12 protein-coding genes are annotated in these 21448 nt (G+C 43.2%); 9 read left to right on the top strand and 3 right to left on the bottom strand.

The window, feature by feature from the left end; all coding sequences use genetic code 11:
* The first annotated feature begins 2 nt into the window (after positions 1 to 2).
* From HMPREF1535_RS06635 to HMPREF1535_RS06625, 3 genes are all read left to right on the top strand, one after another.
* Positions 3 to 1670, top strand: coding sequence for a RagB/SusD family nutrient uptake outer membrane protein (locus HMPREF1535_RS06635; RefSeq protein WP_087880765.1), 1668 nt, complete (start codon positions 3 to 5; stop codon positions 1668 to 1670).
* Between the two features lie 10 nt (positions 1671 to 1680).
* On the top strand, positions 1681 to 2853 hold the full coding sequence (locus HMPREF1535_RS06630) for a purple acid phosphatase family protein (protein ID WP_046146444.1): 1173 nt from the start codon (positions 1681 to 1683) through the stop codon (positions 2851 to 2853).
* 189 nt (positions 2854 to 3042) lie between these two features.
* Positions 3043 to 3570, top strand: coding sequence for a 3'-5' exonuclease (locus tag HMPREF1535_RS06625; protein ID WP_046145650.1), 528 nt, complete (start codon positions 3043 to 3045; stop codon positions 3568 to 3570).
* A gap of 146 nt (positions 3571 to 3716) precedes the next feature.
* On the opposite strand, the gene HMPREF1535_RS06620 is transcribed toward HMPREF1535_RS06625, so the two are convergent.
* Both HMPREF1535_RS06620 and nhaC read right to left on the bottom strand, forming a co-directional pair.
* Positions 3717 to 4907 (bottom strand): dicarboxylate/amino acid:cation symporter, encoded by a 1191-nt coding sequence (locus HMPREF1535_RS06620; protein ID WP_046145649.1) that lies wholly within the window; start codon positions 4905 to 4907, stop codon positions 3717 to 3719.
* A complete protein-coding gene (gene nhaC, locus HMPREF1535_RS06615) occupies positions 4876 to 6342 on the bottom strand; it encodes a Na+/H+ antiporter NhaC (RefSeq protein WP_046145648.1) in 1467 nt (488 codons plus the stop codon). Before nhaC ends, HMPREF1535_RS06620 begins: the two co-directional genes overlap by 32 nt.
* A gap of 338 nt (positions 6343 to 6680) precedes the next feature.
* Here nhaC and HMPREF1535_RS06610 point away from each other — a divergent pair, with 338 nt between their 5' ends.
* The 6 genes from HMPREF1535_RS06610 (at position 6681) to HMPREF1535_RS06585 (ending at position 20319) form a co-directional block, all read left to right on the top strand.
* Positions 6681 to 7679, top strand: a complete 999-nt coding sequence (locus HMPREF1535_RS06610) for a FecR family protein (protein ID WP_046145647.1) — start codon at positions 6681 to 6683, stop codon at positions 7677 to 7679.
* A 121-nt stretch (positions 7680 to 7800) separates the two neighbouring features.
* Positions 7801 to 11199: a TonB-dependent receptor gene (locus HMPREF1535_RS06605; protein ID WP_010801437.1), complete on the top strand. Its 3399-nt coding sequence runs from the start codon at positions 7801 to 7803 to the stop codon at positions 11197 to 11199.
* A gap of 12 nt (positions 11200 to 11211) precedes the next feature.
* A complete protein-coding gene (locus tag HMPREF1535_RS06600; RefSeq protein ID WP_046145646.1) occupies positions 11212 to 12855 on the top strand; it encodes a RagB/SusD family nutrient uptake outer membrane protein in 1644 nt (547 codons plus the stop codon).
* A 368-nt stretch (positions 12856 to 13223) separates the two neighbouring features.
* Positions 13224 to 13787 carry an RNA polymerase sigma-70 factor gene (locus HMPREF1535_RS06595; protein WP_007655833.1) on the top strand — a complete coding sequence of 188 codons (564 nt, stop codon included), beginning with the start codon at positions 13224 to 13226 and terminating at the stop codon, positions 13785 to 13787.
* A 178-nt stretch (positions 13788 to 13965) separates the two neighbouring features.
* Positions 13966 to 16851 (top strand): TIM barrel protein, encoded by a 2886-nt coding sequence (locus HMPREF1535_RS06590; protein WP_046145645.1) that lies wholly within the window; start codon positions 13966 to 13968, stop codon positions 16849 to 16851.
* A gap of 6 nt (positions 16852 to 16857) precedes the next feature.
* Positions 16858 to 20319 (top strand): SUMF1/EgtB/PvdO family nonheme iron enzyme, encoded by a 3462-nt coding sequence (locus HMPREF1535_RS06585; RefSeq protein ID WP_046145644.1) that lies wholly within the window; start codon positions 16858 to 16860, stop codon positions 20317 to 20319.
* A gap of 146 nt (positions 20320 to 20465) precedes the next feature.
* Here the strand turns inward: HMPREF1535_RS06585 and HMPREF1535_RS06580 are convergent, their stop codons facing one another.
* Complete coding sequence (locus HMPREF1535_RS06580; protein ID WP_007655830.1) at positions 20466 to 21422, bottom strand: nitrilase family protein; 957 nt, start codon at positions 21420 to 21422, stop codon at positions 20466 to 20468.
* Positions 21423 to 21448: the final 26 nt, after the last annotated feature.

Genomic DNA, 21448 nt, shown 5'->3' with positions numbered 1-21448 from the left:
TTATGAAATTATTAAAATATCTTTCTCTTTCTTTGGTCGCATGTGGAGTTGCATTGAGCTCATGTGATGATTTTTTCGATACGAAACCGTACGATCAACTATCTCCTTCTACTTTCTGGCAAACAGAAGATGACGTCTATAGTGCAGCTACTGCATGTTATGATAAATGGAATGAGGCGAAAAATGGCTCTACAGATATTCTCTATGCCGATTGCCTTTCTGATATTGGATTTAATTATAGTAATACAAGTTCTCTGAAAGTGACAGGCAACGGAGCAATGACGCAGGCTGCGACTGTGACTTACTATAATTATGAAACGATCCGTCGGTGTAATACTTTTCTGGAAAATGCAGAGAGTGTGGCTTTTGCAGATGAGGCAGAAAAGAAAGACTTGTTTGCCCAGGTTCGTACGATCCGGGCATACCGTTATTTTCATATGAACTTTTGGTATGGAGGTGTTCCATTGATTACCGACCTGCCTCAAACATCTTCAGAAGCACAGGTTGAACGTGCTTCTGAAGAGACTGTGAAAAAGTTTATTTATGGCGAACTGGATGCTGCTATATCCGACCTGAAAGATAAACCGTCACAGCGTGGACGTATTGCCAAAGGAACGGCTTTGGCAATCAAAATGCGTGCAGCCTTGTATTGGGGCGATCTTGACCTGGCTATGAGTGCTGCTCGTTCGATCCAGAATCTGAACCAATATGAACTGGATCCTAATTTTCAGGAAATGTTCAGTATTAAAGGACAGGGATCGAAAGAGATTATTTATGCCATGCAGCATGTTAGCAATACCTATGCATTTTCCAATATGATCCGTATGTTTAATAATCAGGACGGAGGTTGGGCTTCAATGGTTCCTACCCAGAATCTGGTTGATATGTATGAAATGAAATCCGGGTTACGTCCGGAAGAAGAAGGCTCTGGTTATGATCCTGTGCATCCTTTTGCAAACAGGGATCCCCGTTTGGCTTTGACGATCCTGTATCCAGGTATGGATTGGGTCGGTTCCGACGGAAAACAGCGGGTTATTAATACCTTGGATAAAAGTATTGATGGCAGTTTGAATGCCGACTATATGGATGCCGCTGATAATTCATCAAGAACCGGTATGATCTGGGCCAAATATACAGTTCCGCTGTCTCAGTATTCGGCATCATTAGGAAATGAAAATACGTGTCCGATCCTTTTCCGTTATGCGGAAGTCTTGCTGACAATTGCAGAAATTAACGTAGAAAAGAATGAGAATACAACAGAAGTTTATGATATACTCGACCAGCTTAGAGCACGCTGTGGCCATGTCGCTGTTGACAGGGCGAAATATAATACGCAGGAAAAACTCCGTGAACTGGTTCGTCGCGAACGTTGTATTGAAATGGCAGGAGAGGGTTTGCGCAGAGCTGACTTATTGCGCTGGAAAGACCAGAATGGAAAAATGCTGGCAGAAACGCTTATGAACGGCACATTGTATCGTATGATAGGTACTGTAAATGTAAATGAACCTGACCGTGACTTACGAGCAACTATTTCTGCTCCGACAGCAGAAAATGAGTCGTTGCGTAAGATTGAAGATCGGGTGTTCCGTCCATACAACCGTTATTTGCCATTTCCACAGGCCGAATTGGATAAGAACCCGAATTTAAAACAGAATGAAGGATATGAATAATAATAAGTATATGAAAAGGCTATTTTTAAGTTTGATCTGTATCTGTATTTCTGTGCTTGGTTTTGCACAAGATCGTATTACAATAAAGCATGGTCCGTATCTTCAAAATTTGAAGGAAACGGAAGTAACGGTTGTATGGATGGTAGGCAAGCCGTCTGTCGGATGGGTAGAACTGGCACCGGATGACAATAGTGATTATTATCAACAGGAACGGCCGAAATATTTTGACTCGACTAATGGAGTAAAAAATACATCGTTATTGCATGCTGTGAAAATAACCGGTTTGACTCCCGGTACAAAATACCGTTACCGGGTATATTCGCAGGAAGTACTGGATCACCAGGGGGTGGAAGTTATGTATGGTAAGGTTGCTGCGACTGATGTTTATGGAGCTGAACCATTAATCTTTACAACCAATGACCGGAATAAACCGGAGACATCCTTTGTTATGATTAATGATATTCACGGTCGTACGGATGATATTCCTCAATTATTGAAGGTGGCTGATTATAAAAATACGGATATGGTGATTTTCAATGGGGATATGTTGAGTCAGTTGAAAAATGAAGAAGAATTGTTTACTGGTTTCATGGATGTATCGATCGATATGTTTGCCAAGGAAACGCCTATGTATTATGCCCGTGGAAATCATGAAACCCGCGGTATTTTCGCAACTTTCTTCCAGCATTATTTCTCACCGAAGGAGCCGCATTTGTATTTCCTGCTTCGCCAGGGTCCGATCTGTTATATTTTCCTGGATACAGGTGAAGATAAACCGGATTCGGATATTGAATATAGTGGCATAACTGATTATGATAATTATCGGACGGAACAGGCTAAATGGTTGGTAGAAGCTGTAAAATCAAAAGATTTTACAGAGGCAAAATACAGAGTGGTTATTGCACATATGCCTCCGTTGCCTGACAAAAGGTTATGGCATGGACAAAAAGAGGTCCTGGAAAAATTTGTCCCTGTTCTGAATAATGCAAATGTCGATGTCATGCTGAGTGGCCATTTACATCATTATTTTAATAATAAGCCGACATCTTCTGTGAAGTTTCCTGTAATAGACAATGCCCACAAAACAGTGGTAAAAGGTGTTACGAAAGATAATAAGCTGGAATTAAAAGTAATGGATCTGGAAGGAAAGATGGTTGATCAGATAACATTAATCGCAAAATAAACAGATTATCTATTGTTGTCCCTATACGGAAAATTAAAAAAGGAGATTATCCCGATGAAGCCGGAGATAAATCTCCTTTTTGTCTCTAATAAAATCAAGAAACATTGTGTGGAAAGAAATAGGTGCCTTTCATAAAGAAAAGTAATTCACGTTATATTATTATCTTTGCCAGATAAAGAAACAAGGAATATGGAACGCTTTGCCGCAATAGATTTTGAGACCGCCAATGGGAAACGCAGTAGTGTATGCAGTGTCGGGATTGTCATTATGGAAGATAATCATGTGATCGATCAGGTGTATAGCCTGATCCGCCCGTATCCTAACTATTATACTCAGTGGACAACGGCTGTTCACGGACTGACACCGGAAGATACGAATGAGGCACCTGACTTTGAAGAAGTCTGGGCGAAAATTGCGCCGAAGGTTGCCGATTTGCCACTGGTTGCCCATAACAGCCCTTTCGATGAAGGATGCCTGAAAGCTGCACATATGGCCTACGAACTGGCCTATCCCAAATATCAGTTCTATTGTACCTGCCGGCTGTCACGAAAAATGTATCCTTTTCTGGTGAACCATCAGCTACATACTGTGGCTGCCTATTGCGGATATGACTTGAAGAATCACCATCATGCAATGGCGGATGCCTATGCCTGTGCACATATCGCTATTACAATGATGCGGGAAAAAGGTGTAAATACTTTACAGGAATTATTATAAAGGTTTTTCGGATACACCTAGGTCTAATTCGATTTAGAGGTAGGTGTAAATGAATTTAGAGGTACGTCTAAATCAAAATAGACGTACCTCTTTTTTATTATTCATTGGGAAGACTTTCAATGAATAATGTGATGTCTCCTGAAAAACTATTCGGTGATGTCGGGCGAAGTCTGTTGTTTTCCGGCAATCTTATCTACAACAATCGCAATGGCACCGTCTCCGGTTACATTGCAGGCTGTTCCGAAACTATCCATTGCAATGTAAAGTGCGATCATCAGCGCCTGCAATGTCTCATTGAAACCGAGCATACTTTGTAGCAATCCCAATGCTGCCATGATCGCTCCTCCCGGAACTCCCGGTGCGGCTACCATCGTTATACCCAGCATCATGATGAACCCCGCCATTCCGGCAAAGGTGACCGGTTCTCCGGCCATGTACATGATCGCCATAGCGCAGGCCGTGATCTTCATCGTACTTCCGGAAAGATGGATGGTCGCGCAGAGAGGCACGACAAAAATAGCAATTGCCTCGCGGACACCGTTCTTTACCGTCTGGGCAAGTGTCACGGGAATAGTGGCGGCAGACGATTGAGTCCCTAATGCGGTGGCATAAGCCGGCAGCATATTCTTTAACAGCCGGAACGGATTCCTGCCGCTGATACTTCCGGCTACCGTAAACTGGATGAGCAAAAGCAACACGTGGAGCACGAATATCACAATGATCACTTTCAGGAACATCGTTATGATACTCATTACCTGGCCGCTGACTGTCATATTCAGGAAAATACCGAAAATATGCAGGGGAAGCAACGGGATGATTACCGCTTCGATCAATATGGTGATAATTTTCTGGAAGTCATTAAATGCCTCCCGCAGTGTATTGCCGCTGATATAGGACAGTCCCAGACCGATTGTGAATGATAGGAGCAGGGCCGTCATTACATCCATCAGAGGCGGCATGGCTACCGTAAAGTAGGGCGTCAGCATGAAATCTTCCGGGTTATCCATGGCTGTCAACTCCGCATTGGCCGGCAGGATATGAGGAAAGATCGCCGAACTGCTGAAAAAGGTAAAGAAGCCTGAAAATATAGTCGAGCCGTAAGCTATCAAAGCCGTAATGGCCAGTAGTTTTCCGGCACCTTTCCCTAAATCGCCGATAGCAGGCGTTACCAGCCCCAGGATGATAAGGGGGATGGAGAACGACAGGAAGTTGCCGAACAACGAATTGAAGGTCACAAAGATACGTGCGATACCATTCGGTAGAAACTGGCCGAATAATACACCGGCAGCAATGGCAATGACTACTTTAGTCAGTAGCGATACTTTCAGCTTTTTCATTTATCCGTTTGATTTTAAACCCGATGGCAGCAACTGTGATGCTCATTAACGGGCTGATTAGATTAAAGAAACAATAAGGTAAATATGTGAATGTGGCGACACCCAGGATGGTTGCCTGTGTCATACCACAAGTATTCCAGGGGATAAGAACAGAGGTGACAGTCACCGCATCTTCTGTCGTGCGGCTTAACAAACGGCTCTCATATCCTTTTTTCTGGTAAATATCCTTGAACATGTTACCGGTCAGGATGATGGAGATATATTGGTCGGCAGTGCAGATGTTCAGAAACAGGCCGGAGGCAACTGTTGAAGCAACCAGTCCGACGGTACGTTTCATAAAACGGATAAATACGGAAGTAATGCTTCCCAACATTCCGCTGGCCGTCATGGCACCTCCAAAACACATAGCGCAGATAATTAGCCATATCGTATTCATCATACCGCTCATGCCGCGTGTGGAAACCAGGTCATTCAAATCCGGATTCCCCGTCTGGACCTGGGTACTGCCGTAGAAAGTCATGATCAATCCTTTGAACTGCGATTGCATATCCTGAACCGGCAGGCCGGATATTTCCTGTAACAGGTGGGGTTGGAAAAATAAGGCGAATATGCCGGCCAATGTAGCAGAAATGAACAGGGTGATGATGGACGGTATACGTTTGGCGATCAGAATCCCTGTTATGATGGGTACGATCAGGAGCCATAATGAAATATGGAAAGTTTCTTTCAGCGAGGCAGAATACATGGCAATCTGGTCGGTCGCAGTCGCTTCATGTGCGAAACCGGCTACGGTAAAGATTGTCAGTGTAATGATCATGGACGGTACTGTCGTGATCATCATATACTTAATATGCTTGAACAAAGGGGTATCCGTTACCGAAGAGGCGAGGACCGTCGTATCCGAGAGCGGAGATATCTTGTCCCCGAAATAGGCACCGGAGATAATCGCCCCTGCAATCCATCCGTCTTCAAATCCCTGTGCCTGCCCGATTCCCAGCAGGGCAATCCCGATGGTTGCGATTGTTGTCCAGGAACTGCCGGTCATAACGGATACGATCGCACAAATGATACAGGTTGATGCCAGAAAGAAACTGGGATGAATGATCTGCATCCCGTAATAGATCAGTGTCGGGACGACTCCGCTAATCATCCAGCTGCCGGATAAAGCACCGATGATCAACAGAATGATCAGCGCGGTAGCCACACCGGAGATATTATTGACCATCGCCAGTTCGATCGCTTTCCAGCGAACTTTGCTGTATCCCATAGCAATCAGGCAGCAAACTGCTGTTGCCGTAAGTAACACCACCTGACTTCCTCCGCTTAGCGCATCACTGCCAAAAGTATGAATTGTAACAAACAGAAGGGCCACCAAAACGAGTATGGGAACCAGTGAAAGTAAGGGAGAGGGTATCCTTTTGGGAGTATGATCCATTATTATATATATGCTTATGAATTATTTGCCTGCAAAAATACGGAAAATAATGTATATATTGATATCCTGGATTTCATTATCCCAATGACAGATCATCCAAATAAATAAAATTGACAAAATCCCGAATGCAGTTAAACATTTTTTCGTTTAAAACGAGCTTTATCCCCGTTTAAAACGAATTAAATCTTGTTTTAAATGGATCTTGCCTTCGTTTTATACAAGTTTTTGCGGGATATTCGTTTTTCTTATAAAAAAAGTAGTGCTTCATATACCCTCCTTCCTTTTTTCTGCGCCTTTATTAAATGAGTGAGGAACTCATATACTTTTAATTGGAATAAATGGATCAAATAGACAATTACATACAATCATTCCTGAATGGCACTTTAGATGCTGAAGGTCATGCCGCTTTACGGCAATGGATCGAAGAGGCTCCGGAGAACAGGACTTATTTCCATGATGCGGTTGCTGTCTGGAAAGCAGGCGGTATTGTATCTAATGCGGATGATTTTAATGTAGAAAAAGCTATCAGCAAATTTAAAAAGGAAAATAAATCATCCAACCGGATAAACTTCTATAAGTATGCATTCAGAGTTTCTGCTGTGGCGATTGTCTTTTTGCTCTGCGGTATTTCTTCTCTATTCTTTTTATGGCAATCGGAGAAAACGGCAGTGGAAGCGGTTGAGGAATACAAAGAATATGTAGTAGAGGTTCCTGCTGGGGCAAAATCTAAAGTTACATTCCCGGATGGCTCTGTTGTTTGGTTAAATGCCGGAAGTAAAGTTAAGTATGATTCAAATTTTGCGAAGGAATCAAGAAATGTGGCATTATCGGGGGAAGGATATTTTGAAGTAAGCAAGAATGAAGAATTACCCTTTGTGGTGAATACCGGCAATTTATCAGTTAAAGTACTCGGTACAAAGTTCAATCTGAAATCCTATGAAGAAGACTCTGAGGTGAAAGTAACCCTCAAAGAAGGAGCGGTAAGGGTCGGAAATTTTCTGGCCGATGCCGCCCCGGTCGTGCTGAAACCGAACCAGCGGTTCACATTAAGGAAGGCAGATCTGGCAATGCAAGTCGATTCGGTGGATGCCAGCCATATAGAGAACTGGCGGAATGGAGCGATGATATTTGACAAAGTGTCGTTGGAAGAAATAGCTAAAGAACTGCAACGCCTGTATGATATACCTGTCCGGATAGAGAAAGAATCTTTGAAGAGGATAGTTTACTATTCGGATTTTCAAGAGAACGTAACCGTCGAAAAAGTTTTGGAAATATTATCCTCCGGAAATAAATTCAGATATGAGGTAAAGCCGGAACTTATTAGAATTTATAAATAACATTAAGTCTAATCTTTAAAATGAATGTGAATGAAGTAAAAGCAAATCTAACAAAAGGGGTAATAACCGTAGATACCCCATTTCTTAAGTAATTAAAAGTTAAATCTTAAACAAGTGAAGTATGAAAAAAACATTTAGAAAATCTGTTCAGGACTTATTGGCTACAAGAGCAGGACGTCTGGCCAATCTTGCCGGTGTATTTCTTGTTGCCGGGACGCTTACATTAAGTGCAAGCACGTATGCGACTGAACATATGCTTTCCTTAAATCTTAAAAATGCCACGATTCGTGAGGCTATTGAATCCATCAAGAGCCAAAGTGAATTTTCATTCAGTCTGGATGTGAAAGACCTGAATCTGGATGAAAAAGTGTCTGTTTCTCTCGATAATAAATCGATCAATGAAGTATTGGCTGTGTTGTTTAACGGACGGAATGTACGGTATGAAATCAACGATCGTCATATTGTGATTACTCGTGCCGGAAAAGTTGGACCGGAGTCAGTGATGCAACAGACTAAACGGATCACTGGTCGTGTTTTGGATGCAAATAATGAACCTGTTATCGGGGCAAACGTAGTAGTGGATGGAACGACAATCGGTACGGTTACAGATGTGGACGGAAACTTTACATTGGATGTTCCTGACGGAGCTACATTGAAGATCTCCTATATAGGTTATATAGAACAAACTATTCCGGTTGGAAATAAGTCGGTTATCTCTGTTATCTTGAAAGAAGATTCACAGGCTTTGGATGAAGTCGTTGTGGTTGGTTTCGGTACGCAGAAAAAATTGAATCTGACAGGTGCGGTAACGGCTGTAACCGGTGAAGAGATGTCTAAACGTCCGGTAACGAATACGGCGACAATGTTACAGGGGCAGGTTCCTGGGTTGCGTGTAAATCAAGGACTGGGTACTCCGGGGGATGAGTCTACTTCTTTCCGTGTACGTGGTCAGGGTACTTTCTCAAGTGCAGGTTCCGATCCGTTGGTTTTAATTAATGGTGTTCCCGGTAGTATTTCCAATCTGGACCCGAGTGTAATTGAAAGTGTTTCGGTACTGAAGGACGCTGCATCTGCTGCGATCTATGGTGCTCGTGCAGCGAATGGGGTGATTCTTGTTACAACTAAACAGGGGGCGGACCTGGGGGATGGTAAAGCTCATATTTCATATCATGGGAACGTAGGTTTATATAATCCGACTCGTATGTATGATCTGGTGACTAACTCTGTCGAATATATGGAATTATATAATTTGGCACAGAAAAATTCAGGTACGGGCAAAGCTTATACACAAGAACAGATCGATGCATATCGAAATGGCGGAGGAAGTGACCAGTATCCGAATTTCGATTGGCTCGATTATATGTTCAGGACGGCTGTCGTACAGAATCATAACTTGTCCGTTGCAGGAAATTCAGGGAAAACAACTTATAATGTAGCTTTGAATTTTGTAAATCAACCGGGTACATTAAAAGGGTTTGAATATCAGAAATATAATGCGACGGTAGATTTGACTTCTCAGATTACTGATTTCATCAAGATCGGTACTTACACCAGTATGATGTATGGAGATCGTACTCAGCCGCGTCAGGGACAGGATGATGTTTTGTTGTCAACGATGTCACAAGCTCCGACTTATATGCCGTGGTTGCCGGATGATGGTTCCGGAGTGCGTCGTTGGACAGGCTCTGCTTATCCGCATGAAGATCATAATAAAAATATGCCTGCCATTATTGCATCGAATACATCAAAGAAATTCCAGAATTTTGACATTAATGCTCAATTATGGGTTGAAGTGAACCTTGCAAAAGGCTTGACATGGCATACAAAAGGCGCCGTTCGTTTGGAGTCTAATAAATCAAAAGAATGGGGTGGTTCGGATGAACCTGTCTATGATTATCATACAGGTGTGAAGACTGGAAATCTGGATAAAGGAAGTAATGGTCTGACAGTGGAAGATCAACGTCGTTTTTATCAGAATTTGTATACGTATTTAAAATATGATTATACAACTCCGAATACCGATCATAATTTTAGTATTATGGCAGGTTACAACCAGGAGTCAGAGAAATATGAAACGTTAAAAGCTTATAGGAAAGAGTTTGCTTTTGATCTGCCGGTTATCGATGCAGGTTCTAATGCAAATTGGTCTAATGGGGGAAAACAGGAAGAATGGGCTATTCAGTCTGTATTCGGCCGTTTGAACTATAACTTTAAAGAACGTTATTTGTTTGAAGCAAATATGCGTTATGACGGTACTTCCCGTATTTCTTCTGAAAACCGCTGGGGTATCTTCCCGTCTTTCTCTGCCGGTTGGCGTCTTACGGAAGAAGATTTTATTAAAAACTTGAATTTGACTTGGTTGAATAATGCCAAATTGCGTGCATCTTGGGGACAATTGGGTAATCAGAATATTGGTTTGTATCCTTATCAGGCTATGATAGAAAGTGTTTCCAATTATCCGTTTGACAAGAAAACAGAAACAGTCGGTTATCAGCAAAAAGCTTATGCAAACCGTGATATTAAATGGGAAACAACGACTATTACTGATGTGGGTGTTGATTTACAGGTATTCAATGGTTTGAGTATGACTTTTGACTGGTATAAGAAAACCACTTCTGATATTTTACGTTCATCACAGGTGTCTTATTTATTAGGACTTTCTGCACCGACTGTAAATAATGGAGAAGTTGAAAATAAAGGTTTTGAAATTGCATTTAACTATAATAATATGATTTCAGACGGCGTTTTCAAAGGTTTGCAGTATAATGCTGGTGTCTATTTCGATCGTTCAAGAAACAAACTGACTCAGTTTGGTGCCGAAGAAATCGATGGGTACAAACTGAGAAGAGAAGGACTTCCTTATAATGAATATTATATGTTGGAATGTATCGGTGTTTTTGCTACGGAAGATGAAGTGAAAAATTCACCCAAACAGTTTAATGATAATACATTACCGGGCGACTTGAAATATAAGGATCAAAATAATGACGGTGTAATCGATAACGACGACCGTATTCCGATGTCCGGACGTTTCCCGGGTTTTGAATATTCAGTAAATGCCGGTGTAAGTTGGAAAGGTTTTGATTTATCCTTATTAGGACAAGGTGTTTCCGGAAAGAAATGGTATACAACTGATTGGGGGATGCAGCCCTTCCGCCAAGGCTCTGCTCCGACTCGTGAGTATATAGAAGGTATGTGGACAGAGGAAAATCCTTATAATGCAAAACATCCGAGATTGTATAACGATAATTTGGGTGGCAATAAGAATACAAGAGCAAACAGTTATTTCTTGCAGAGTGCCTCTTATTTCCGCTTGAAGAATTTGACTTTTGGATATACTTTGCCTAAATCTGTTACGGATAAGGTAAAAATGTCGAAAGTCAGAGTTTATTTCTCCGGAGATAATTTGTTGACATTTACAAAATATTATGGTTTGGATCCTGAACGTAATGATGACGGTCGTGCAGCCCAGTATCCGCAGAACCGGATTTGTTCATTTGGTTTAAATGTTGAATTTTAAAAGTAGAATGCAATGAAAAGAGTAATAAATATAATATTGGCTTCGGCTTTATTGGTGGGTTCTACGACATCTTGTAGTGATTTCTTACAGAAAGATCCTCCTTCTTCACCATCACAGTCTATTTTCTGGCAGAAGAAAAGTGATTTTGATTCAGCATTGGCAGGAAGTTTTTCCATGATGTATGAATGGCCCGGAGTTATGTCACAGATTGTGGCTTGTTTCGATAATCTGACAGATAACTCTATTTGTCAGCATAATGAGTCTACTTATGGTAGTTCACAAACGATTGCATTAGGTGATTTAGATCCGAATACCGGTGGATATGTTTCTTATATGTATGATCATTGTTACAGAGGCATTGCCCGTATTCATTTGGTCATGGAGAATCTGGAAACTTACCAGGGTGCGGATATGTCGGAAGCAGACAAGAGTTTTATTATGGCGCAATGCAAAGCGTTGAGAGCTTACTATTATTCTTGGTTGTATCAATGTTATCGGGAAGTTCCTTTGGTAACATCTTCTTTGACAACGGAAAATATGTATCAGCCGAAAGCTACCCGTGCTGAAGTGTATGCCCAGATTATAAAGGACTTTGACGAGGCGATAGCTGCTTTACCCGATAAGCCTTATTCCGATTCACAAATGAGCGGATATTTTACTCCGGGGGCGATGAAGGCGTTCAAGGCACGTTTAATGCTGGCCGAGGCTTATGATGACAATGGCAATGCGGATGCATCAAAAATGGGTGCAATCGTAACATTGCTGGAAGGTATTCAGGGGTATGAGTTAGCTGATAGAATGAGAGATAACTTTATTTCTGCACAACAATTGGCTTCTCCTGAAATCATGTTCTCTGTCCGTTATTTGGCTCCTAATACTACGCATAGTATGGACTTGTATTATGGGGCGTGGACAACATGTGGAGTAACCCGTGATTTGGTAAATGCATTTGAGTGTACAGATGGTCTGAAATGGGGCGAATCTCCATTGACTGCAACAGTCGATGAATCTTTGTTAGCAACGGGAGCTTTGTCAGATGCCAATAAGGCAGAAAGAGAAAAGTTATTCTCTGGTGCAAATGGAGTTCATATTCGTGATCGTCGCTTGTACGAAACGGTTTGTCACAGTGGAGTAGCTCTTTTCCCGGATGAAGGATATGAAGAAAATGGACCTATTACAATAACAAATCAGATGCAGACTGGTTTTGGTATGATGAAATTACTTCAGCCGACAACAGAAATGCCAAGTTATTCAACGATCTCTGATGCAGATGTTGTTATTCTCCGTTATGCTGAAGTATTAATGATGATTGCTGAAGCTGAAAACGAAGCAAATGGACCGACTCAAAAAGTTTACGATGCTGTTAATAAAGTGCGTGTACGGTCAGGACAACCGGAGTTGCCTGCTGGTCTGACAAAAGATCAGATGCGTGAACGTATTCGTAACGAATGGCGTGTGGAATTTGTATTTGAAGGTCATCGCTATTTTCAGCTGAAACGATGGAAGTTAATGGACAAACTTGTGAATGGTGCGTCAGACCCTGCTTTGCCAACTTATGTAAAGGTCTTTAAGCCGGCATTCTATTATTTCCCATTACCACAAAGTGAAATTGATAAAGCCGGTGGCGTTTTGGTTCAGGATCCGAATTATAAATAAACCAATTCGTTAACAGTGATAGACAATGCCGGATGAATAAATTTCTTTTATTCCATAAATTGGGTATTGCTATTGAAAATTAACCACTTTACATATGTACTATAGTGACTAAAAAAAACGGTCGTTTTTTTTAGTCATTTTTCATGTTGACCAGACAAAATCAATTCGGACATCTAAAAGTACTAAAAATCTGTGAGATACCATCTAATTGACAGCATAAAAATCAAAAGATTTTCTTGAAAAATAGTGACTAAAAAAAACGACCGTTTTTTCTAGTCACACATGGTTTTTACTAAAACTTTATGTGGTATGTATTATGTTGATCTTTAAAGTAATACGGGGATTTATAGCAATATCTTTATTGTGTTATGATGGATACTCGTGATGAATTAGTGGAGTTGCAACAAGGAAACCATAAAATTTTTGAATGCTTATTCAAAAAGTACTATGTTTTTCTTTGCTATGAAGCACGTTCTTACATCGCAGAAAAACACATAATCGAAGAGATTGTCGGAGATGTTTTCCGTTGGTTATGGGAGAACAGGGAAACGTTGGTCATTACAACTTCTATTCGGGCTTATCTGGTACGGGCTGTTCATAACGCTTGTTTGTCGTATCTCAGACGAAATCAACCTGAGTATATTGAAATTGATGACAATATAGCAGAAAGGAATACATTGTTTTCACTGGATGAATCTCCTCTCGATTATGTTCTCTCCAAAGAACTAATAGAGCGGGTTGGTAAAGCGGTGAAAGAATTGCCTCCTCAATATAAAAGGGTTTTTGAGCTTAGCCGATATAAAAATCTAACCTATGCGGAGATTTCGGAAGAAATGGGTGTTTCCGTGAATGCCGTTAAATTGTATCAGAAAAAGGCGTTGGCACAACTCCGGCAGGTTTTGAAAGAGTATTTACCGGCTTCTCCGGACTGATCGGATTGAAGTAAATTGTTATCATTCGGGCATAAATAGATCCTATTTCGTAGATTATTAACTTTTTTATGAACGAAAAGTAACATAATCTCAAAATATAAATGCATCTTTGTTGCGATAAGAAATGATCGGCTTATCAGTTGTCGGCTTGTTAACGCAACAACAATAATAAATACTTATGAAAAAGATTCTTATACTTATTGTTTTGTTGGGATTACTGTATCCTGACCGACCGCTTGCACAGAATAGTATCAAGCTGTATCCTTATCAAATGATCCCGTCTCATCATCCCGATTATCAACGTCATCATGTGAAATCGCCGGATGCTTCTTTCTTTCATGATAAAATTCAGTTTATAGCACTACGTGACCTTTCCGGAGATTATAAACAAAAACTCGATCAGTGGGTGGATAAGGATAAGCTCGGGGATATTTTGTGGGTTTCCTATCCGCTGGTTTTTCAGGATAATCTGAAAGAGGTCGTTGCCGAGATAAAGAAAAGAAACCTGTATCTGTTTGACCTTTGGGGATATATCCCGGGTTCGGGGCCTGGCGGATATTGGACGCAGTTCGTTATTCCGGACGGTGTACTCGATCTTTTCGAGAAAGAACTGGGCGACCGTTGGCTGGGTATGGATAACGGTGAACAGGATGGCCGGTATGTCGGTAGTTTTGCTCCGCGAATGTATCCGTTGGGAGCAGACCGCAAACAACAATACTTTAACTTCCAGCGTCATTTCCAGGAAATGGGCGATCAGCTGGGGAATAAAATGGCAACTCTTGTCTCCCTGAACTTTGGACATTATTTCCTGAAAGAAGGAGTTTATACATTGATAGGGGCGGAAACGGCCCAGGGATTGCCTAACTCGCAGATTTATTATTCCTTTATCCGCGGAGCCGGTAAGCAATATGGCGTTAACTGGTTTGGAAATGCTTCCGTATGGAACCGTTGGGGATATAAGACATACGATTCGAATGCTACCGGTATAGATGATGACTACAACAGTGGCGGCCCGTTGAAAGGGACCTCGCTCGGATTGCTGAAACGGTTGATCTATACTCATTTGATGTACGATTGTGTGGCTGTCGGTTTCGAAGGGTCCATGCGGATAGACGACAAGAAGCTGAGTCCTATCGGTAAGATACAGCAAAGTGCGGTTAAATGGGTAGATAAATACGGTGATCCGGGTGTGATGTATACACCGGTTGCTTTGATGACCGATTTCTTTTCCGGCTGGTCTTTCCCGCGTCATCTATATTCCAGGCAGGCTTATAAAGTGTGGGGAAATCTGCCGTATGAGTTGCCGGATTATCTGACGGACGGGATGCTCGATATTTTATATCCCGGTTATCAGGATGCTTCCTATTATAAAGATGAAAGAGGGTTTATTGCCCCTAATCCTTATGGCGATATTGCCGATTGTCTGATGAGTGATGCGCCGCAATGGGTTTTGCAGCAGTATCCGGTACTGGTCATTGCCGATGAGCTTCGTCCGGGAAAAGAAATCAACGATAAACTGGAAACTTATGTGAATGAAGGCGGGCATCTGATTATCACTGCCGGTTCACTGAAAAACATGCCGGACGGAATTGTCGGTGTCCGTGCCGGAAACAAAACGACCGTGTGCTCAGGTCCGGTGACTTACAAAGGACAGTCGTTAAACGAGCGTGTTCCTTATACGTTGGCTGAGTTGATTTATCCGGCATCTGCGACAATTCTGCAAAAATCTAACGAACTGCCGGCCGCTATCGAGTTGAATGCCGGAAAAGGAAAGATTACTGTTATCGCATCACCTTACGGTGTTACCGAACAACCGCAATGTGAACTTCCTGTCAAGGTGAAGGAAGAAATGCCGCTGGATAAACCCTACCCGATATTAAACCATGTGAAAGCATTGATGGGAGATATTTTCTCTTCCGTACAACTGTTCGAAACCAACCCGGAACTGAGCCTTGTAACCTGTTCCAGAGGCAATGGCGAATATACCGTTCTGATATCCAACGAACATTGGACACCGAAGGATTTTTCCATCCGGACAAAGACCGAAAAGATCGTTTCTATCAAAGAATTACCGACAGACTGTTCGGAAATGAAAGCCGTTGGATATACGCCTAAAGTGGCAGTAAATGCCTCCTTCGGTAAAAATACCTCCAATACGATTGCCGGCGGTAATGTGCGCATTTTCCGTGTCCGGTTGAATGATGAAGCGGATATAACCGTTATGCCGGAAAGTACCCCGGTACCGAATGTTACGGGACGTTCGCTTGTTTTACGCAATATCTCGGATGTAAAGGAAGAGATTTTGTCGCGTCCGACTTTCTTCGAACATTATGACCGTGTGGTGATTGACTGGCGTTATCTGAATAATAAGGAAAAAGAAACGTTGAAGCATGAATCCGGTTGGCTGGGACGCCAGAAATTGAAAATAACGGTAGATTTGACTTCCGGATTGAATCTGTATCCTGATTTGAGGATCGTAAATAATGATCCTCCTTTCTATCAGAAGAGCATGGATATCATGAAGCGTGTTATTGATAAGATGGAAATACTGGGTGCCGATGAATTGCTGATTTCTACCCAGCGGACCATTGAAAATAATTATACGATGGAACAGTTCTATGCTTCCCTGAAAGAATCGTTCCAGGTTTTGTCTGATTATGCTGCGAAAAAGAATATCCGGTTGGTATTGCGACAAGCCGTTTCCCGTACCCCGGATACCATAGAGGGGTTGCAGAAACTGGTAAATGAGGTGAACCGTCCGAACTTTACTCTGGCTCCGGCTTTGTCTTTGTTGTTGAACGATGAAGTGAACCTGGACGGTAATCTTTCCCGGTTGAAACAGATGGATATAAAGGATCTTCTTATTTCCGTCCCCGAAAAAGATATTCACAATCAATTATGGAATACGAATGCTCCGGTTTATAAATCCGGGCAGACAGAAACTATACGTAAGATATTATCTGCATTCCCGGATGCCCGTTATATAATGGATGGCCTGTATAATTCGCAGGATGAAGAATATCTGGACGGAAAAGAATTAGACAAACTTGTTACTAAAAAATAATCGCCTATGTGGAAGAAATTATTGATTACAGGATGTATGGCTTTCTGCCTGTTGGGGGGAAGCGTGTTATCTGCACAACCGAGTTGTGAGACAAAAGAAGAAGTTACGTCCGAACAGCTGAACAGGACGAAGAAAGGCCTGGACGCTATGCTGAAAGAGTTGAAGAACAACTCCTGGTATCAGTCTGAATTGAACAAGGTTGCATCGTTGGCTACACCGTCCGAACAGATGCAGGCTTATAAGAGTCTGGCCGGTCGTTTGATTTCCGTACTGGAAATACAGGCCGAACTGGAATGGATGAAACCGGAAGCTATTCAGGAGGCTTTGGGTATCATGAAAAAGAGTTCGGGCTTTGATGCAAATCTGGCCGAAAAACGTTTCAATGAATTGAAGTCTCTGCTGTCCGGAGGTTTTGCCGGAATCTATACCGGAGATCAACAGGCACTCGACAAGGCTAATAAGGCGTTGGCTCTGAAACGCGAGTTGATGCTGATGAGCCCGGATGTGAATGTCGATAAGATGTTGACCGTTAAATTCAATCTTGGAGAACGGGCCAACTTTGTCGGTGCCGGAAGTTTGGGTATCCAGCCGAACAACTGGTCGAATCTTAGCTCTGCCAGCCGTAAGAATTTTAAGGCGGAACTGGTGGAATTGTCCGGCCTGAAAAGCGGAAACCTTCAGGAAAAGACGGTTTATAAACCGGCTGTAGAGGGTTCCTCCGTGACCGACCTGGTGTTGAACTGGGATGGGAAACGCTTGATGTTTACAGCATTGGATACGACACGCAGATGGCAGGTGCACGAAATCGACCTGGAAGGCGGCAATGCCCGACAGGTAACCAACATTCCGGAGCCTGACCTGGAGTTCTTTGATGCGACCTATCTGCCCGACGGACGTATGCTGGCGATTTCCAATATCGGTTATCAGGGCGTACCTTGCGTAAACGGTAGTGATGCGGTAGGTAATATGGTTTTATATGATCCCAGTAACGGTGACCTGCGCCGTCTGACATTCGACCAGGATGCGAACTGGCATCCGGTGGTGATGGCAAACGGTAAGGTGATGTATGTCCGTTGGGAATATACGGATTTGACTCACTATTTCTCCCGTATCGTGATGCATATGAATCCGGACGGAACCGAACAGAAATCGTTATATGGTAGCGGTTCCATGTTCCCGAACAGTATTTTCGATGTGCAGCCGTTGCCGAAGCGGACGAACCGTTTTGTGGGTGTTATCTCCGGTCACCACGGGGTAGCCCGTTCCGGCCGTCTGATGATTTTCGATCCGGCAAAGAGCCGTAAGGAAGAAAAAGGTATGATACAGGAATTGCCGTTCCGTGGCCGTCCGATTATTCCGGAGGTAAAAGATGAACTGGTAAACGGTGTGTGGCCGCAATTCATCAAACCGTATCCGCTGACCGACGAGACTTTCCTGGTAACGGCCAAACTGTCTCCGTACAGCCGTTGGGGAATCTACCTGGTGGATATTTATGATAACCTGACATTGGTTGCCAATGCCGACGATGCCGGTATGATCTATTCCGTTCCGGTGAAAAGTACTCCGGTACCTCCGGCAATCCCGGACCGTATCAAACCGAATGAAAAGGAAGCGACTGTCTTTATCCAGGATATTTATGAAGGCGAAGGACTGAGAGGCGTTCCCCGCGGACAGATCAAGTCATTCCGTGTCTATGCGTATGAATATGCTTATCGAAGAACGCTGTCCGACCATTATAATCACGGTATCCAGGCCGGATGGGATATCAAGCGTCTGCTGGGAACCGTTCCGGTAGAAGAGGATGGTTCTGCTATCTTTAAGATTCCGGCCAATACGCCTGTCTCCCTCCAACCGCTCGATGCGGACGGACGTGCCGTACAATGGATGCGTAGCTGGCTGACCGGTATGCCGGGCGAAGTGGTATCCTGTGTGGGCTGCCATGAAGATCAGAACACCATTCCGGTTCCGAAAAGGGTTGCTGCATCTACCCGTAAGCCGCATGAATTGAAGATTGCCGATGGTGGTGTCCGTTCTTATACCTTTAAATATGAGATACAACCGATTCTCGACCGTGCCTGTGTGGCTTGCCATGACGGAAGCAAAGCCGGCCGGCCGAACTTTAAAGACACGACCTCGGTCGGTATAACCGACTGGAGCGGTACGCGTTATTTCCAGAAGAGTTATCTGGCTTTCCATCCGTACGTAAACCGTCAGGGACCGGAAGCGGATATGTATGTGATGACTCCCTACGAATATCATGCTTCTACCAGCGAAATCGTTCGTATGTTGGAACGTGGTCATTATAATGTGAAACTGACTGATAACGAATGGGATCATCTCACGATGTGGATCGATATGAACGCTCCGGGACGTGGCGAATTTGATGCTGATCCGTTGAATGGATACGAACAGTACGGCCGTCGCCTTGAACTGACCAATAAGTATGCGAACGGTGCCGGTGCCGACTGGCGCAAGGAACTGGCAGATTATGCAAGTTTGCTGAAAAGTAAGGGAGAGATCAAACCCGAATTGCCGGAAAAGGTTGCTCCTGTCAAGCATAAAGAGGTAAAGATGAAAGGCTGGCCTTTGTCTGCCGACGATATTCAGAAGATGTTGTCGAAAGAAAAATCGTTACGCAAGGAAATAGAGGTTGCCGATGGCGTGAAGATCGCCTTTGTCCGTGTTCCGGCAGGTAAATTCGTAATGGGTACGAATGACGGTTATCCCGATCAGGCTCCCGAATTCAAGGCAGAAGTGAAGAAAGGCTTCTGGATGTCTGAGAAGGAACTGACCAATGAGCAATATAATGCACTGGTTCCCGACCACGACAGCCGTATCTACGCACAGTTCTGGAAAGACCATACGACCCCCGGTTATCCGGCAAATAAACCGAACCAACCGGTCATTCGTGTAAGTTATGAGGAAGCGGTGAATTATTGCCGGATGCTTTCAGAAAAGACCGGTCTGAACGTGCAGCTTCCTACCGAAGTCCAGTGGGAATGGGCTTGCCGTGGTGGTAGTGACCAGCCTTTCTGGTATGGTGCTATGGACGCAAACTTCGGACCGTATGAGAACCTGGCCGATGTACAGTTGGAAAAGATGGCCGTTACGGGTATCGATCCCCAACCGATGGAGAAGGATAATCCTTGGTTCTCGTATTATAATTACATGCCGAAAGTTGATACAGTCAACGACGGTTTGATGATCCCGACGGAAGAATATACCTATAAGGCAAATCCGTTCGGCCTGATCAACATGCACGGAAACTTACAGGAATGGACCCGTTCGATCTATGCTCCGTATCCTTATAATGACAAATCTCAGGAAACCCTGGAAGCTAAACAGGTAGTTGCCCGCGGCGGTTCCTGGGTAGACCGTCCGAAAGATGCAACGGCAACAGCCCGCCGCGCTTATCTGCCCTGGCAGAAAGTGAATAATGTAGGGCTTCGCCTGATCATTGAGGATTGAAAACCGGATCTATGTAAATGATCATTGTTCTTACAAAAAATACTACTTATCAATAGGTGAAATGAAAACTTATTGATGAGTAGTATTATACTTTGGAAAACTGGAGGGTCGAGTCAAATATGCACTAAGTTAATTTTGCCAATGGGTTATTCATTGGTTGTCCCTGTTAGCCATGCGACTTTTTGGCAGGATTCATGCGGCTGCCCTATTATATCCGCATAGAGTTCCGGACGACGGGCGTTCCGGTAACGATATCCTCCAGCTAGTTTTAACTTTTCGGGGATAGCTGTAGCTATCACGAAATCATCTCCTAATTTACGGCATTCTGCCAATATATCGCCAAAAGGATCCAAAATCATTGAGCAACCGTTCTTGATCTCATTATAATCATGCCCGATCGGATTAGAGAATACCACATAAATCGCATTGTCATAAGCACGGGCGGGAAGCCACTTCATGAGCCAGGCTCGTCCTTTCAAACCATCGAACTCCTGTCGTAAGGTAGTAGGGTTGTTCTCCCTGTTTTCCCACAAAGCGGGATTGATTAAGCCGGCTCCAGGACGAGGGGATGGAGTACACATTGTCACGTGGGGCATGAAAATAATATCCGCTCCCAATAGGGTAGTGGCACGTACATTTTCTATGATATTATTATCGTAGCAAATCAATATGCCGCATTTCCATCCTTTAATATCGAACAGTACATATTGGTCACCCGGTAAGATATGTGGATTGATGAACGGATGTAACTTGCGATACTTCGCCTTTAAGCCTTGCCCATCCACGCATACTTGCGCCTTATAAATACGATCCCCGTCTCGTTCGAAGAAACCGGCCAATAGCGTGATGTTAAACTCTTTCGCGATGGCAATCAAGGTTTGCGTGCTTTCCCCTGTAGGAACTGGTTCGGCGATAGCCAGTAATTCTTCATAAGACAAATCCTTGGCGAATGTATATCCGCAAACCGAGCATTCGTGAAATGCTACCACATCCGCTCCCTCAACTGACGCTTTCCGGCACATATCCCGGATGACAGAAAGATTATACATTTTATCGTTATCCCGTGTCTCAAATTGTACGGTGGCGATTTTTAATGGTTCCATGATTTTTGTTTTAAGTTTTGCAAAGA

Source organism: Parabacteroides goldsteinii DSM 19448 = WAL 12034, assembly GCF_000969835.1.
GTDB classification, from domain to species: Bacteria; Bacteroidota; Bacteroidia; order Bacteroidales; family Tannerellaceae; genus Parabacteroides; species Parabacteroides goldsteinii.
Note: the sequence above shows the minus strand (reverse complement) of the source record. Positions and strands in the feature narration are given on the sequence as shown.

Coding starts and splice junctions, on each gene's coding strand:
- HMPREF1535_RS06610 (WP_046145647.1), top strand. CDS start 6,681: ATGGATCAAATAGACAATTACATACAATCATTCCTGAATGGCACTTTA.
- nhaC (WP_046145648.1), bottom strand. CDS start 6,342: ATGGATCATACTCCCAAAAGGATACCCTCTCCCTTACTTTCACTGGTT.
- HMPREF1535_RS06595 (WP_007655833.1), top strand. CDS start 13,224: ATGATGGATACTCGTGATGAATTAGTGGAGTTGCAACAAGGAAACCAT.
- HMPREF1535_RS06585 (WP_046145644.1), top strand. CDS start 16,858: ATGTGGAAGAAATTATTGATTACAGGATGTATGGCTTTCTGCCTGTTG.
- HMPREF1535_RS06605 (WP_010801437.1), top strand. CDS start 7,801: ATGAAAAAAACATTTAGAAAATCTGTTCAGGACTTATTGGCTACAAGA.
- HMPREF1535_RS06635 (WP_087880765.1), top strand. CDS start 3: ATGAAATTATTAAAATATCTTTCTCTTTCTTTGGTCGCATGTGGAGTT.
- HMPREF1535_RS06590 (WP_046145645.1), top strand. CDS start 13,966: ATGAAAAAGATTCTTATACTTATTGTTTTGTTGGGATTACTGTATCCT.
- HMPREF1535_RS06620 (WP_046145649.1), bottom strand. CDS start 4,907: ATGAAAAAGCTGAAAGTATCGCTACTGACTAAAGTAGTCATTGCCATT.
- HMPREF1535_RS06600 (WP_046145646.1), top strand. CDS start 11,212: ATGAAAAGAGTAATAAATATAATATTGGCTTCGGCTTTATTGGTGGGT.
- HMPREF1535_RS06625 (WP_046145650.1), top strand. CDS start 3,043: ATGGAACGCTTTGCCGCAATAGATTTTGAGACCGCCAATGGGAAACGC.
- HMPREF1535_RS06630 (WP_046146444.1), top strand. CDS start 1,681: ATGAAAAGGCTATTTTTAAGTTTGATCTGTATCTGTATTTCTGTGCTT.
- HMPREF1535_RS06580 (WP_007655830.1), bottom strand. CDS start 21,422: ATGGAACCATTAAAAATCGCCACCGTACAATTTGAGACACGGGATAAC.